The following is a 15582-nucleotide window of genomic DNA, read 5'->3' as shown; positions in this document are numbered from 1 at the left end:
CGTACCAGGCTTGATGCACAACCTATGAACGAGGATCTGCTGCATTCCGCTCGCAGCCTGAATCTCCCCCTCTCCAGCGCTGCTCGCGCTCGCCTGGAGCAGGACGATGCTCAGCTCGTGAAAGCCAGCCAGCACGGAGACCGCGAGGCTTTCGCTCTGCTCGTCCAGCGCTACCAGCGACGCATCTTTAATATGATTCTGCGCATGCTGCAGGACTATGAGGAGGCTTGCGAGATTACACAGGAGGCCTTCCTGGCCGCCTGGCAGGGCCTGCCAACCTTCCGTGGCGAGGCCCGTTTCCCTACCTGGCTCTATCGCATCGCTTACAATTGCTGCCTGCGCCAGCTCGAACAGCGCAAACGCGATAAGGCCCTCCAGAACGCTATGCAGGAACAGCAGCTCCTGGATGAAGCCGGTGACCAGAGACGTCAGGCCGAGTCTACTCTCGAAGCCCGTGATCGCCTGGCGCTCATTCGTGAACAACTGGAGGCGTTACCTACAAAGTACCGCATTGTTCTGGTGCTGCGACACCTGCAGGAAATGACCTATGAGGAGATGGCGGAGATCTTGATGATGCCGATCGGTACGATTAAAACTCATCTCTTTCGAGCCCGTAATCTGCTCAAGGAGCGTCTACAGGCTCTCCAGGCCCAGCGCCAGGCGGATTCCCAGAAAGCGGAGGTGACGAATGCGCTGCAGTGAGGCTGTCTCTCAGCTTCAGCTCTATCTTGACGGGCGGTTGTCCGGCGAGCGCCTGCCGGCCCTGGAGAGCCATCTGGCCCGCTGCTCACACTGCCGCGCTGAGCTAGAGCTGCTTGAGGAGGTTGTGCACCATCTGGAAAGCTTTCAGCCGGTCCCTGAGCCAGAGGATCTCTCTCAGCGTATTATGGAGCGCGTCGCTCTGACCCCGCAGCAGCAGCCTGCCTCGATCTTTGCCCAGCTGCGCCCTTCCCCTGGCGAGTTGTTGGCCGCCGCTTTGCTGGCAACGATCGCTTCCCTGGGCAGCCTGCTGACTCAGCCAGCCATTCTTCGCTTGCTTCCTCTGGAGGGTAGTCCGCTGATCGGTCTCCTGTCCTCCTTTACCCGTCTGCTGCAATCGATGGATGCGACGACACTGATGCTCGTCTGCTGGATCATGGGCACATTCATTGGCATCTGTATCACGCTGCTGGTAGCCGGAGAGGAACTGCGCTCACGCTGGCTGCGCGCCGTTTGGGAGCGTTTGCCTGTTCTGCACTAAACCCGCCGCTCAGTTGGGCAGGACAGGTCTAAATGCTGCCTGCCCCGCTGCTCTTCTTTCTCTTCCTCGACCCGTAACGATAGTAGCTCTCTCGGATGAGGGTTCGCCCAGTTATGGCGGAACATGGTTCCTCTGCTTCTGATCTTTGTGCTTGCAGGCCCTCTGGTTTGAGCCGTTCCTGCTCCTGCTGTGCTTCCGCCGCTGTGGGTGCTGTGGGTCGTTCTCCCTGGTCGGTCGAAGGGTGCTGCTTTGACTGGGGCTGCGCTGGTGATGCCTGCTGGAGGGTCAGCATCTGGCAGCCAGCAGCGCCAAACACAAAAAAGAGGCACTGGTTTTTTCAACCAGTGCCTCACCAGGTCGGGGCGAGAGGATTTGAACCTCCGACCACCACAACCCCATTGTGGTGCGCTACCGGGCTGCGCTACGCCCCGCCATTGACAACTGCAGTATAGCAGAATGGCTTTTCCTTTGTCAAGCCCTGCTCCGCTCGCCCGGTAGTGTCTTCTTGCCTGGCCAAGGCTGACTGAGCTGCCAGGTCGGGAGGTCAGCAATCAAGCGTCAAGTGCCTGGACCGTAATGGCCTCGCGTCCGAGCAGCTCCTCAAGTTTCGCATGCAGCTCTGGCGAATAATGCATCGTGTTATCGCGCGGACGCAGGCGCACACGCCAATGGCCGTTTTCGACGATCAGCTCATAGCGGTCGCGCCCGGGTCGCTCCTGAATGTAGCGGTAGAGGTCCTGCAACTTGATGAGGTCATCGGAGACAGCACGCTCGCTCTCGCCGCCGGTGCGGAAGCGCAGGCAGACCTGATGACGGCGGCGATTCAGCTCCTCCTCGGCGGCCTGCAACGGCTCGATGTCGTCGCAGATCAGCGTCGGCTCATCGCGACGCAGCTGCACCTTGCCACGCACCAGGACCACCGCCTCTTCAACCCAGCGATCTGCGGTGCGCTCGTAGACACGCGGGAAGACCGTCACTTCGACTGTTCCTGTCAGGTCCTCCAGCTTCGCTACGCACATAGTCTCGCCTTTCTTGGTAGTAATGCGCCGCGCCTCTAGAATGGTGCCGCCGAGCGTCACTTCCTGGTTCTCCAGTTCCTCGCTAAGCTGGCCAGTTGTATGGGTAGTGCGCTTGCTCAGCAGATCGCTGATGTAGGCCAGGGGATGGCGGGAGATATAGGCGCCCAGTAGCTCCTTTTCCCAGTTGAGCAGCTGCTTGCGCGGGATCTCAGGCGTCTCAGGATTGAGGCGGAAGGCGAAGCTTTGCTCTATGCTCAGGCTTTCGCCGAAGAGGCTGACCAGTCCCTTTTCACGGGCAGCACGCTCGCTCTTACCGATCTGCATGGCCCGCTCGACGGCGTCGAGGAGCTGATGGCGCTTGCCATTGCCCAGGCTATCCATCGCTCCGGCTTTGATGAGCGTCTCGATCACGGCGCGGGTGACTGCGCGTGGGTCGACGCGGATGCAGAAGTCGGCCAGATCACGGAAAGGACCGCCATCGGCCCGGGCTTTGAGGATCTCTTCGATGGGGCCTTCGCCAATGCCTTTGATCGCCAGCAGGCCGAAGCGAACGCCACCGTTTTCAACGGTAAAGCCTTTCTGGCTGGCATTGACATCCGGCCCCCAGACGGGGACGCCGAGGCGCTTGCACTCGGCTACGGCGTTGGCGATCTTTTTGGCATCAGCAGCCTCCGTGGTCATGGTGGCCGCCATGAACTCTGCGGGGTAGTTAGCCTTGAGATAGGCGGTGTAGTAGGCCACGACTGCGTAGCTGGCGGCGTGCGCTTTGTTGAAGCCGTAGCCACCAAAGGGCAGGATCAGCTCAAAGAGCTGTTCAGCCACCTCACGCTTCATGCCGTTTTTGAGACAGCCCTCCACGAAGTCGCCCTTGTAGCTCTCGACTTCGTCCATCTTTTTCTTGCTCAGGGCCTTGCGGAACTTGTTGACCTTGCCCCACGAGAACCCAGCCAGGTTGACGGCAATCTGCAACACCTGGTCCTGATAGACGATTACTCCGTAGGACTCTTCCAGCCACTCTTTGAGGCGCGGATCAAGGTAGCTGACCTGCTTTTTGCCGTGCTTGGCGGCAATAAAGTCGGGAATGCTATCCATCGGCCCGGGACGGTAGAGGGCCACCATCGCGGTGATGTCTTCGATGCAGGTCGGCTTGAGCTGCTTGATGTATTCCCGCATCTTGGCACCCTCAAGCTGGAAGATGCCCGTGGTCTCGCCTTCAGCCAGCAGGGCAAAGGCACGGGCACGCTTCTTGTTCAGCTCACGGCTGCGCTCGTCGGTCTCGGGCAGAGGATCAAGCGGCAACTGCTCCAGGATCACCTCCTCACCACGCGACTGCTTGATGAACTTGAGGGTGTTGTCCAGAATGGTCAGGTTGGAGAGGCCCAGGAAGTCGAATTTGATCAGGCCCAGTTCTTCCAGGTGGACCTGCTCGTACTGGGTTTTCCAGCCCTGCGAGGGATCTTTCGGGTTAATAGCCTGCAACGGGACAAAGTGCTCCAGTGGCTCGTTCGCGATGATGACGCCGGCGGCATGGACCCCCGTGCCGCGGACCGATCCTTCAAGGGCCATCGCCTGTTCGAGCAGCTCGTGTGCCGTGGGACTCTGGTCGTAAAGAGCGTGCAGCTCGCGGACGCCGTCGACAGCGCTGCGCAGGGTGACCTTGGGCCCTGCCGGGATCAGACGGGCAATGCGGTCCCCCAGCTCCTGCTGCCCCATGACACGCGCCACGTCGCGCACCGAGTTTTTGGCAGCCATCGTCATGAAGGTGACCATCTGAGCAACACACTCTTGCCCATACTTGCGCGCCACATAGTCGATGACCTCAGCACGCCGGTCATCGGGAAAGTCCATATCGATATCGGGCATGTCCGAGCGCTCGGGGTTGAGGAAGCGCTCAAAGAGCAACTGGTAACGCAGCGGATCAACGTTCGTGATGCCGAGCACGTAGGCCAGCAGGCTGCCCGCCGCCGAGCCACGCGCCGAGCAACGGATGCCGTGCTGACGCGCGTAGTTCACGAAATCCCACTCAATCAGGAAATAAGGCACAAAGCCCTTCTGGACGATCAGGTTGAACTCGTAGTCAAGCTGCTGCTTGATGCGCTCGGTCAGCTCGCCGAAGCGCTCCTTGACACCTTGCAGACAGAGATGATAGAGGTAGGCCTCCTGAGAGGGAAATTCAGGGGGAATAGTATAGGCCGGCAGCGAAGCTTTATAGGCCAGCGGATCAACCTCACAGGATTCGGCAAGGCGGACCGTGTTCAGCAGTGCCTCCGGCAGGTCAGGAAAGAGACGCAGCATCTCCTCGGGACTGCGTAAGTAGAATTCATGGCTTTCGAATTTGAAGCGCCGCGGATCACTCAGCTGACTCTGCGTCTGGACACAAAGGAGTACTTCGTGAGTATGCGCATCTTCGGCATTGACATAGTGCAGGTCATTGGTGGCGATCAGCGGTACGCCTAGCTCGCGATGAAGCTCGTAGAGGCGCTTATTGACGATCTCCTGCTCAGGATAGCCAGCATGTTCCTGGATTTCGAAATAGAAGTTCTCTGGACCAAAGACATCCTGATACCAGCGTATGACCTTACGCGCCTCTTCGATCTTGTCATGGACCAAGAGCTGCGGGATCTCACCCCCCAGACAGGAGGAGGTGGCGATCAGTCCCTCGCCGTACTGCTCCAGACAGCGACGGTCGATGCGCGGCTTGTTGAGATGTACCCCTTCGGTGTTGGCAATGGTGGTCAGCTTCATTAAGTTGCGGTAGCCCGTATAGTTCTTCGCCAAAAGCAATAAATGGTTATAGTCTTCTTTATAGCGCTTGGTACGATCATGAAGATCTTCAGTCAGATAGGCTTCAACACCGATAACAGGATGAATACCTTCATTTTTGCAGGCTTTATAGAACTCGATGGCCCCATACATGACGCCGTGGTCGGTAATGGCCAGATGCTTCATGCCTAGCTCTTTCGTGCGCTTGACCAGAGCGTTGATACGGCTGAGGCCATCAAGTAGGGAGTACTCCGTATGGACATGCAGATGGGCAAAGTCGAGAGCCATGACTGAATATCTGCCTCCGCCGAAAGAATTTCCAGTACTTCAGGATAGAAGGCGCCACCTGCCCTGTCAATGTGACCATCGGCCTATGGCCAGCACCCGCCCACCTTTCTCTCAGGAGCAATTTCTTTTCCGCCCGCCGCTTGCTGCCTGCCGATCACGGTCCCGTCCCCTTGACATAGCAAGCGTTCGCTATTACACTTTACCTTGTAACCGGTTACGATACCGGTATCGTAACCGGTAACGTCTAGAAGGCGACAGCATGGCAGAGGCTGCATGCAAGAGGCAGTGAGGCAGAAGCATGAGCACGCGCATGACGATCAGCGATATCGCCCGCCTGGCTGGTGTCTCCAAGGCCACGGCCTCGCGGGTGCTCAACCAAAAGCCGGACGTTGATCCGGTGACGCGCGAGCGCATCTTGCGCATTATGGAAGAACATAATTTTGTGCCGAGCGTGACCGCCTCGGGCCTGGCCGTCGGCAAGGGCCACCTGATTGGGGTGCTGGTGCCGGCCCTCACCTGGCCGCTGATCCCTGACATCATGCGAGGCATTGCCGAGGTCGTTGAGGAGACCAGCTATGAGCTGGTGCTCTACAGCATTAAGAGCAGCAACCACGAGCGCGACCGCAGCGACGTCATTAATCGCATTCTGGCGAATCGCCTGATCGCAGGATTGCTGGCGATTTTCCCGGGTCAGTCAGCGCGCTACCTGCCTGCACTGCAGCGGCAGGGCTTACCCGTGGTCTTACTCGATGATCAGGGCCTGCCGCCCGAGCAGCTTCCTTGGATCACGGCGGATAATCGCGCTGGCGCCTACGCGGCAACCCGTCACCTGATTGAGCTGGGGCATCGGCGCATCGCTCATATTCAAGGGCCACTCAAGTATCAGGTCTCCCGCGAGCGCTTCCAGGGATATTGCGAGGCTCTCCAGGACTATGGTATTCCGTTGGAGCCGTCGCTGATCCTGCAGGGCGATTTTATGCCCCCCGGAGGCCGGGCCTGCGCCTGCCAGTTCTTCTCTATGCCGGAGCGGACCCGCCCAACGGCGATCTTTGCCGCCAGCGATCTGATGGCCTATGGGGTCATGGGTGCCGCCGAGGAGTTTGGCCTGCGAATCCCGGAAGATACCTCTCTGATTGGCTTCGATGATATCTCGTCGTCCAGCCATATGCGCCCTCCTTTGACTACCGTGCGCCAGCCCCTGGCGGAGATGGGCCGCTGCGCACTAGAGCTGCTGCTGTCACTCTTAGAGGCCCCCGATCACCCTGGGGCTGCTCTGCTGCGCTCTTCGCCGCTGTTGGCGCGCTTCGCTGGCTCGTCGCTGCCGCAGTCGCAGTCGGCGATGACCACCGCTACGCTTGAGAGCGCAGAGCCGGTGCGCCTCCGCCTGGCAACAACGCTGGTGGTGCGAGCTACAACGGCTCCTCCTCCTTGCTACGCCCGCTTGTAGTCCCAGGCAGACCTGTCGTGGCGATCTCGCTGCCGGCGCAGCAGCGAGATCAATCGGGCCAGGATGACGCTGCCCCTCTCTCGTCAAAGTCTGGGTCAGGGCAGACCTTCTGGCCCCAGGCAGTCAGGATGTAGCAGAGGCCGGCGAAGTTCTCGTCAAACATCTCCAGGAGGGCGCGGCGATACAGGGTGTCAAATTCAGCTGGCGTGGTGACCCCCGCGTCCAGGAGAAAGGGCCGGCTCAGCCATAGCTCGACTTCGTAGCCACGCGAGAGGGCTTCATGGGCTTCGCTACCGGCGGAGAAGTCCAGCACATAGGCTCGCTGCTGGATCTGGCGATAGCCCGCTTCTCGCAGAAGGGAGGCGAGCCGCGGCAGGATGCCGAGATGATGGCTGGGTGGCGGGAAACTGCGCCCCAGACACTGAAAGGCTCGCAGGGTCAGCTCCTGGAGCTGCATAAAGGCCGCGCCATTGCTGATCGGTCGCTCAAATTCAGTGAGCCGCAGGAGGCCTCCAGGCCGGCAGATACGCCAGGCCTCATGCAATACTCGTGGCCAGGTGGCAGGTGTGAGGAGGCCCGTCAGGTCGCGGGCATTGATCAGGTCAAAGTGGTCATCGGGTAACGGCAACGGCTCTAAGAGATCCATGACCTCAAAACGCGCGTTGCTCAGTCCCTGCACCTGCGCCTGGGCTCGCGCATAGCGGACAAGAGTCTCGCTGATGTCTATGCCCGTGACCTTCGCCCACGGATAGCTTTGGGCCGTTTCCAGTACCCAGCCCCCAGGTCCACACGCCAGATCCAGGATGCTTTCTAATCGCCGCCCCTCGACTCCTTCCGGCAGAACTCCCCCCATCGCCTCGTTCACTAGCCTGTCCCGCAACATGAGGCGCGCCGTCTCCGCTGCGTTCTCCGCATCCAGTACGTAGCCGCAGTCTCTCAGGATGTGGTTCTGGGAAGCCACCATGAAATGCACTCCTTCATTCACCTCAAACGCCAGTCCTACGGGGTAAGATGGATATCTGCCCCGAGTTCGCGAGAAAATAGTTTTTTCCCTAAAGCAGAGTTTTACTGCATTGTAGTATAGACTGAAAGGCTATTTTGCATCAAGATATTGTACTGCAAGATGGTAGTTATCGGTCACCGAAACTATACCGATTCTGATCTGTAGAAAGCATAGCAGGCTCCCCCCCTCTCACCTTGCCAGATGTTACCCGAAAGTGCTACAATGAGGCTGTTCCATTCAACGGAAACAGCAATCTGTCCCTTGGACAGGACAAAGTGTGGGTAGAAGCACTGTGACGGACTACCATATTGAGGTACGGGCCACCTCGCCACAGTATGATATCCCGGCCCAACAGCTTGCCCGTGAGCTGTCCTATCTCTCGCGTGCCAGGCTGCCCGCGCTGGCCTCTCTCACCGAGAGCCATTCCCCTCTTTTTCTCCGTACCGCCCAGCTTTATTCTCTTAGTGGAGCCTGCTCGCCTGAAGAGATGGCGCGCCTCGCTCGCGAGCTGCTGATCGATCCTGTCACTCAGACCTTCTCTCTGCTGTCTGCTGCAGCGCGCTCATCCTCTGAGGTTAGTGGCCATATCATAGACGTGTTTTTTCTTCCAGGTGTCACTGATACCCTGGCGGAGAGTGTCTTACTTGCCGCCTCGTTGCTCGGAATCGCCGGCCTGGAACGAGTTTCGACGGGCCGGCGTTATTTTCTGGATGAGCGCTTGAGTCGGCAGGAGGTACGCGCTATTGCTGAAGCCTTGCTTTATAACCCGGTCATTCAGTTCTACCGCTTGCTGCCGGCAGAAGGCGAGCGAGCAGCTGGCGGCCCTGGGCGCTCAGCTGCTCGCTTTTCGTTGACTGATCCTGCTCCTTCTCCTTCCTCTTCCCCCCATGTCGCTCGCCTGGCCCTCTCTGAAATGAACGCCGAAGAGCTGAGCAATTTGAGTAGACAGAGAATGCTGGCGCTGACGACCGAGGAGATGCAGGCGATTCAGGAGTACTTCCGCCAGCAAGGGCGCGACCCGACCGATGTGGAGCTGGAGACGCTGGCGCAGACCTGGTCAGAGCATTGTTCCCATAAGACGTTTAAGGCCACCGTGGCCTATCGCGAGCTGACACCCGCTGGGGAGACCGCGCTCGAGGAGACGATCCCCGGCCTGCTGCGCTCTTTCATCATGCGGGCGACCAGTGAGCTGGCGCGCCCCTGGGTGGTTTCGGCTTTTAGTGATAATGCAGGGCTGGTGCAGTTCACGGATGGCTACGATCTGGCTTTCAAGGTGGAGACGCACAATCATCCGTCAGCGATTGAGCCGTTTGGCGGGGCCAATACGGGGGTCGGTGGGGTGATCCGCGATGTGCTGGGGGTTTCGGCCCGTCCCATTGCCTGTACCGATGTGCTCTGCTTTGGGCCACCCGATACGCCGGCGGAAGCGCTGCCTCCGGGCGTGTTGGCTCCGCGGCGCGTGGCTTCGGGCGTGGTGAATGGGGTGCGTGACTACGGCAATAAGATGGGCATTCCGACCGTCAACGGGGCAGTGCTCTACCACCGCGAGTATCTGTGCAATCCGCTGGTCTTCTGTGGCTGTCTCGGCCTGCTGCCTCACGGGAGTCATCCCCGGAACGTGGAGCCGGGCGATCTGGTGGTGGCCCTTGGTGGTCGCACAGGACGCGATGGGATTCACGGGGCGACGTTCTCGTCAGGCGAGATGAGCAGCGAGACGCAGGCAGTGGCCGGTAGTGCGGTGCAGATTGGGGCTCCGATTACGGAGAAAAAGGTGACCGATGTGGTCCTGCAGGCCCGTGAGCGCCGTCTCTATCATGCTATCACCGATTGTGGCGCGGGCGGCTTCTCGTCAGCGATCGGTGAGATGGGGGCTCAGACGGGGGTGCGAGTGGACCTGGCGCGGGCGCCGTTGAAGTATCAGGGGCTGGCCCCTTGGGAGGTCTGGCTCTCGGAGGCCCAGGAGCGCATGGTGCTGGCTGTGCCGCCGGCCTGTCTCGATGAGCTGCTGGCCTTGTGCGCGCTGGAGGAGGTGGAGGCCACGGTCCTGGGCGAGTTTACTGCCGATGGACGGCTGACGGTGACCTGGGGTGAGGAAGTGGTGGCCGACCTGGAGATGGCTTTCTTGCATGAGGGCCGTCCTCAGCGCACCCTGGAAGCTGTTTGGCAGCAGCGCCCGCTGACAGTCGGATCGGCAACCGCCTCGCCGGAGGCTTTGCCTGATGCGGCTGATGCCCTGTTGACGTTGCTGCGCCATCCGACGATTGGCTCGAAAGAGGGGGTTGTGCGGCGCTACGATCATGAGGTGCAGGGGGCTACCGTGCGCAAGCCACTGGTGGGGCGCTCCGGCAATGGTCCCGGCGATGGGGCAGTCCTGCAGCCATTACTAGAGGATCTGACGCTGCCGCGCGCCGCGGTGGTGCTGACGAATGGCCTTAATCCACTCTATGGCAAGATCGACCCTTACCATATGGCCCTCAATGCGGTGGATGAGGCGCTGCGCAATCTGACAGCCTTGGGCGGAGATATCGAGCGGGCGGCGCTGCTGGATAATTTTTGCTGGGGCAATCCTGCTGATCCTGAGCAGCTGGGGATGCTGGTGCGGGCGGTGCGTGGCTGCTATGACGCTGCCTTGGGCTTTGGCACTCCCTTCATTTCGGGCAAGGATAGCCTGAATAATGAGTATCGCTTTGGCGAGCGCCGCCTGCCGGTGATTCCAACGCTGCTGATCTCGGCGCTGGGAGTAATTGAGGACGCTTCCCACACGGTCGATATGGCACTGAAGGCGGCGGGCAATCTGCTTTATGTGGTCGGCCTGACACGCAACGAGTTGGCGGCCTCGCATTATGCCGAGATGGTGGGTACGGAGCTGTTGCCGACGACAGCCCTGCCGCAGGTGGCACTTGAGCAGGCCCGAAGGACAATGAAGGCACTTGGGGAGGCGATTCGTCGTGGCCTGGTGCAGTCCTGCCATGATCTTTCGGAAGGGGGACTGGCTGTAGCGGCGGCAGAGATGGCTCTGGCTGGCTTGCTCGGTGTGAGCCTCGATCTGGCGCGTCAGCCGGCGGCTGGCCTGGAGGGAATGGTCGAGGGCTTTCGTCCTACGGTTCTGCTCTTCAGTGAAAGCCCGTCGCGTTTCCTGGTTGAGGTGGCTCCCGGCCAGCGCGAGGCTTTTGAGTCCCATCTGCGCGCCAGTGGGGTGACGAGCCTGGCGGCGCTCGGCCATGTGACGGCCAGTGGGCGCTTTGTGATCAAGCAGGGGGCGGCTACGCTGATCGACCTTTCGATTGCTGAGCTGCAGGCCGCCTGGAAGGGAGAGTTGCCATGAGCATTGTGCCACGCGCGTTGGTGCTGCGGGCGCCGGGCCTTAATTGCGAACGCGAGACCGCCTATGCCTGTCGCCTGGCAGGTTTCGAGACAGAGCTGGTTCATATCAATGCCCTGCTGCGCGAGCCAGAGCGCCTGCTGAGCTACCATTTCCTGGTCCTGCCAGGAGGCTTCTCCTATGGCGATGACCTGGGAGCTGGCACGCTCTTGGCGAAGAACCTGACGGTGCATCTGGGACAGCAGTTGCAGCGTTTCGTAGAGGAGGGCCGCCCGCTATTGGGCATCTGCAATGGCTTTCAGGTGCTGGTCCGCGCCGGCTTACTGCCACACACTGATTGGGGAAATTTCCAGCAGACGGCCAGCCTGACCTTCAACAGCTCGGGACGCTTCGAATGCCGCTGGATCTCGCTGGTAACCGAGAGTAGCCGCTGTATCTTTACGCGCGGCATTTATCGCCCGCTGGAGCTGCCCGTGGCGCACGGGGAGGGCCGTTTTGTAGTGGCCAGTGCAGAGCAGTTAGAGGAGCTGCGCCAGCACGAGCAGATTGCGCTCCTCTACGACGGTGATGGCTATCCGGCCAATCCCAACGGCTCCCTGGCGAACGTGGCTGGCCTTTGCAATCCGGCTGGCAATGTCTTGGGCCTGATGCCCCATCCCGAGCGCTACGTCCAGGCGCTGCAGCACCCACAACAGCGCAGTCCGGCTGATGGTCTCTTACTTTTCCAGAATGCTTTTGCCTACGTCTGTCAGCTGCTGAGCCTGGAGCCACCAGCACCCCCTGTCGAACGCAGCACCAGTGTCGATGAGAGCAGCAAGCGGCGCCTTTGGACTCCTCGCCTGGAGGGCGAGAGCGAGAACCAGAGCCACGGGCAGCCGGGGAACCGGCGTACGCCTGCTGCTACGGCGGCGGTTGCAACGAGCGGCGAGCGGGGACGCACAGCCGCGTTAGTGGCGGCGAGAGGTGAGCCGGTCTCGCTCTCGTATGCAACCAGTGGGGTGAATATTGAGGCGGGTGAACATGCTGTTGAGCTGATGAAGGCCGCGGTTCGCGCGACTCACGGTTCGGCGGTGTTGGCGGGTGTGGGAGCCTTTGCGGCTGCCTTCCGGGCCGAAACCCTTAAGGAGATGCGCGAGCCGGTGCTTGTAGCTACCACCGATGGTGTGGGCACGAAAACTTTGCTAGCGGTCCAGATGGACCGCTTTTCGACGATTGGCTACGATTTGGTCAACCACTGCGTCAACGATTTGCTGACCCAGGGAGCAAGGCCGCTCTTCTTGATGGACTATCTGGCAACGGGCCGGCTCGATCCTGAGCAGGCGGCGACAATTGTGGCGAGCGTGGCCCGGGCCTGTCAAGAGGTCGATTGCGCCCTGCTGGGAGGCGAGACCGCCGAGATGCCCGATATGTATGTGCCCGGTAGCTTTGATCTGGCCGGAACACTGGTCGGGGTGGTCGAGGCGGTGGAGCGCATCGATCCGGCAACGATTCGCGCCGGCGACGTCCTGCTCGGACTGCCTTCCAGCGGTCTGCATACCAATGGCTATTCGCTGGCACGGCGCGTCTTCGCCGCTTATCCCCTGGAAACAGTCTTTCCTGAGCTGGGGGAGCCGCTAGGCGAGGCTCTGCTGCGTCCCCACCGCTGCTATCTGCCAGAGATTATGCGCCTGCGCGCCGGGCTGGGAACAGCCCTGAAGGGCCTGGCGCATATTACTGGCGGCGGTTTCCAGGGCAATGTCGTGCGCATTCTGCCACCAGGTACGCAGGCGGTCATCGAGACCTCGGCCTGGACAGTTCCCCCCCTCTTTACGCTGATTGCTCGCCTGGGCCAGATCAACGATACCGAGATGTACCGTACCTTCAATATGGGCATCGGCATGGTGCTGGTGGTCGCAGAGGACCAGGCGGATCAGGCCCTGCGCCTGGTACCCGAGCTGGTGCCAATCGGCGCAATTCGTGAGGGCGAGGGAGTTGTCCTGACCTGAGAGGTGCCTTCCTGGCTGACAGCAAACCGCCTGTCTGATCGGGAAGATTCAACGACTCATAGCACTAAGAGCACAAGATAGAGGAGCAGGTACTAGCATGAATGCAGAGAATGAGGAGCAGGTAACCTTTGGGCCTCTGCTGGCTGAGGGCAAGACGAAGCGGATCTATGCCCACCCCGAAGACCCAAATCTGGTCTATATGGTCAGCAAAGACCAGATCACGGCGGGCGACGGGGCGCGCCGCGACGAGCTGACGGGTAAGGGGCGCTGGAGCACCATCACTACGGCCAACGTCTTCCGTCTGCTGAACGCGGAGGGCATCCCTACCCACTTCGTGCGCCAGATCAACGACACCACCCTCCTGGTGAAGCGCTGTCAGATGGTTCCCATCGAGCATGTGCAGCGCCGCATCGCCACCGGTTCCTACTTGAAGCGTAACCCGGGGGTTAGTGAGGGCACTCGCTTCGATCCACTGGTCATCGAGACCTTCCTGAAGGACGATGCCCGCCACGATCCTCAGATCTGGGATGAGGATATCATCAAGATGGGCCTGGCCAGCGCCGAGGAAATCGCCTGGATGGCCGAGCAGGGGCGCCGCGTTTTCGAGACCCTCGAACGGGCCTGGGCGAGCGTGGATGTGACCCTGGTCGATCTGAAAATCGAGTTCGGGCGCGACAGCGAGGGGAGGCTGCTGGTTGCCGACGTGATCGACAACGATAGCTGGCGACTCTGGCCCGGCGGCGATAAGAATCGCATGCTCGACAAGCAGGTCTACCGCAATCTGAAGGAGGTCACCGAGCAGGATCTGCAGGGAATTGCCGATCGCTATGCCCTGGTGGCCGATTTGACTGGGAAACTGCGCATTTGATCTACGCTGTCGGGCGGTGCAGCAGTTAGACATTCTGCACTGCCCGCAGCGCTTTGAAAGAGAAGCAGGAAGGAAGTCATGGAGCGACTGCGCGATGCCTGTGGTATTGTGGGGATCTATGCCAGGCCGGGAGATGAGAGCATCGATGTGCGTCAGTATCTGACATTGGCCCTGACGGCTTTGCAGCACCGCGGCCAGGAGAGTGCGGGCATGGCGGTCTACGATCGGCAGGGCCGCATCGCCCACCGTGTGGGCATGGGCAAGGTGCGCGAGGTCTTTACGGATATGGGTCAGGGCCTGCCAGCCACGCACTGCGGCATTGGCCACGTGCGCTATTCTACCACCGGCTCCAGCTGCGTAGAGAACGCAGGCCCGTTTGTGGTCGGAGACGATGTTGAGGGCCAGGATGGCGCACGCCCTGGGGCGATTGCGGTGGCCCACAACGGCAATCTGGTCAATGGCCCGGCCCTGCGCGCGCGCCTGCCACAGCATCTGCTCTCTTCGACAACGGATAGCGAGGCCATCGCTCTCTTGCTCTTGCTGGCGGAGGGCGCGACGCTGCGCGAGCGCATGCTGACGGCTTTCCCTCTGTTGAAGGGAGCCTACAGCCTGGTAATCCTGGCTGAGGGCAAGCTCTATGCGGTGCGCGATCCCTGGGGCATGCGTCCGCTTTGCCTGGGACGTATCGGCGGCATCTGGATCGCTGCCTCGGAGTCCTGCGCTTTCGATCGCATTGGGGCCACCTTTGTGCGCAATGTCGAGCCAGGCGAGCTGATCACGATCGATGAGCAGGGTCTGCACTCCGAGATTCTGGTTCAGGCCCCGCGCCAGACGCTCTGCGTCTTCGAGTATATCTATTTTTCGGACGCCACCAGCTACGTCAATGATCGCTATGTTTACCTGGTGCGCGAGGCTCTGGGCCGCGAGCTGGCTCGCGAGTACCCGGTCGAGGCTGATCTGGTGGTGCCGGTTCCCGATTCGTCAATTCCGGCAGCTTTGGGTTATGCTGCCGCTTCTGGTATTCCCTACGGCCAGGCGATTATTAAGAACCGCTACAGCGATCGTACCTTCATTAAACCCGACCAGCGCCTCCGCCAGATGGAGGTCGATCTCAAATTCAACTTTGTCCGCCCCAAGGTGGAGGGCCAGCGCCTGGTGATTGTCGACGATTCGATTGTGCGCGGCAACACGATGAAGCGCCTGGTGGCAGCTCTGCGCCATCAGGGAGTGCGCGAGATCCATCTGCGGTCAAGCGCGCCGCCGCTGCGCCATCCCTGCTACTTCGGCATTGATATCCCTCACGAGGGCGAGCTGGTTGCGGCTGGTCGCAGCATTCAGGAGGTGGCTGATTATATCGGCGTTGACAGCCTGGGTTACCTCAGTATCGCCGGTCTGGGGCGCGCCATTGCTTCGGTCCGCCGCGTGAGCGGGCGAACGGCCCCGACAGCGGCACAGCCGGGAGCGAGCAGCGCGGAGCCAGTTGAGGAGAGCGAAACGACCGCCTTCTATGAGGAGCTGCTACATCGCGAGTTTTGCTACGGCTGCATGCGTCGTCAGGGCTGGCCCTTTGATCCCGTCGTGGCCGCCGACGAGTCGTCTCCTCTGCCGCTCATGCGCCAGCCCTCGCCCTCGTGAGACCAGTCGACA

9 protein-coding genes and 1 tRNA gene are annotated in these 15582 nt (G+C 60.7%); 7 read left to right on the top strand and 3 right to left on the bottom strand.

Annotated features, from left to right (window positions below):
- The first annotated feature begins 24 nt into the window (after positions 1–24).
- Both N688_RS21970 and N688_RS21965 read left to right on the top strand, forming a co-directional pair.
- Complete coding sequence (locus tag N688_RS21970; protein ID WP_052891282.1) at positions 25–702, top strand: RNA polymerase sigma factor; 678 nt, start codon at positions 25–27, stop codon at positions 700–702.
- A complete protein-coding gene (locus N688_RS21965) occupies positions 689–1240 on the top strand; it encodes an anti-sigma factor family protein (protein WP_052891281.1) in 552 nt (183 codons plus the stop codon). Before N688_RS21970 ends, N688_RS21965 begins: the two co-directional genes overlap by 14 nt.
- Before the next feature lie 357 nt (positions 1241–1597).
- Here the strand turns inward: N688_RS21965 and N688_RS21960 are convergent.
- Positions 1598–1671, bottom strand: a tRNA-Pro gene (locus N688_RS21960).
- Between the two features lie 120 nt (positions 1672–1791).
- Complete coding sequence (locus tag N688_RS21955; RefSeq protein ID WP_052891280.1) at positions 1792–5310, bottom strand: DNA polymerase III subunit alpha; 3519 nt, start codon at positions 5308–5310, stop codon at positions 1792–1794.
- 298 nt (positions 5311–5608) lie between these two features.
- On the opposite strand from N688_RS21955, the gene N688_RS21950 reads away from it, so the two are divergent.
- Positions 5609–6757 carry a LacI family DNA-binding transcriptional regulator gene (locus tag N688_RS21950; protein ID WP_052891279.1) on the top strand — a complete coding sequence of 383 codons (1149 nt, stop codon included), beginning with the start codon at positions 5609–5611 and terminating at the stop codon, positions 6755–6757.
- A gap of 49 nt (positions 6758–6806) precedes the next feature.
- Here the strand turns inward: N688_RS21950 and N688_RS21945 are convergent, their stop codons facing one another.
- Positions 6807–7721 (bottom strand): class I SAM-dependent methyltransferase, encoded by a 915-nt coding sequence (locus N688_RS21945; RefSeq protein WP_052891278.1) that lies wholly within the window; start codon positions 7719–7721, stop codon positions 6807–6809.
- Positions 7722–8037: 316 nt separating this feature from the next.
- Here N688_RS21945 and purL point away from each other — a divergent pair, with 316 nt between their 5' ends.
- From purL to purF, 4 genes are all read left to right on the top strand, one after another.
- Positions 8038–11085, top strand: a complete 3048-nt coding sequence (gene purL, locus N688_RS21940; RefSeq protein ID WP_202901991.1) for a phosphoribosylformylglycinamidine synthase subunit PurL — start codon at positions 8038–8040, stop codon at positions 11083–11085.
- Complete coding sequence (purM, locus tag N688_RS21935; RefSeq protein WP_202901990.1) at positions 11082–13067, top strand: phosphoribosylformylglycinamidine cyclo-ligase; 1986 nt, start codon at positions 11082–11084, stop codon at positions 13065–13067. The genes purL and purM overlap by 4 nt, the downstream gene beginning before the upstream one ends.
- Before the next feature lie 97 nt (positions 13068–13164).
- Positions 13165–13935 (top strand): phosphoribosylaminoimidazolesuccinocarboxamide synthase, encoded by a 771-nt coding sequence (locus tag N688_RS21930; RefSeq protein ID WP_052891277.1) that lies wholly within the window; start codon positions 13165–13167, stop codon positions 13933–13935.
- Between the two features lie 78 nt (positions 13936–14013).
- The gene (purF, locus tag N688_RS21925) at positions 14014–15570 is read left to right on the top strand and encodes an amidophosphoribosyltransferase (RefSeq protein ID WP_052891276.1); all 1557 of its coding nucleotides are present in this window, start codon (positions 14014–14016) and stop codon (positions 15568–15570) included.
- Positions 15571–15582: the final 12 nt, after the last annotated feature.

It is taken from the genome of Thermogemmatispora carboxidivorans, from assembly GCF_000702505.1.
Lineage (GTDB): Bacteria > Chloroflexota > Ktedonobacteria > Ktedonobacterales > Ktedonobacteraceae > Thermogemmatispora > Thermogemmatispora carboxidivorans.
Note: the sequence above shows the minus strand (reverse complement) of the source record. Positions and strands in the feature narration are given on the sequence as shown.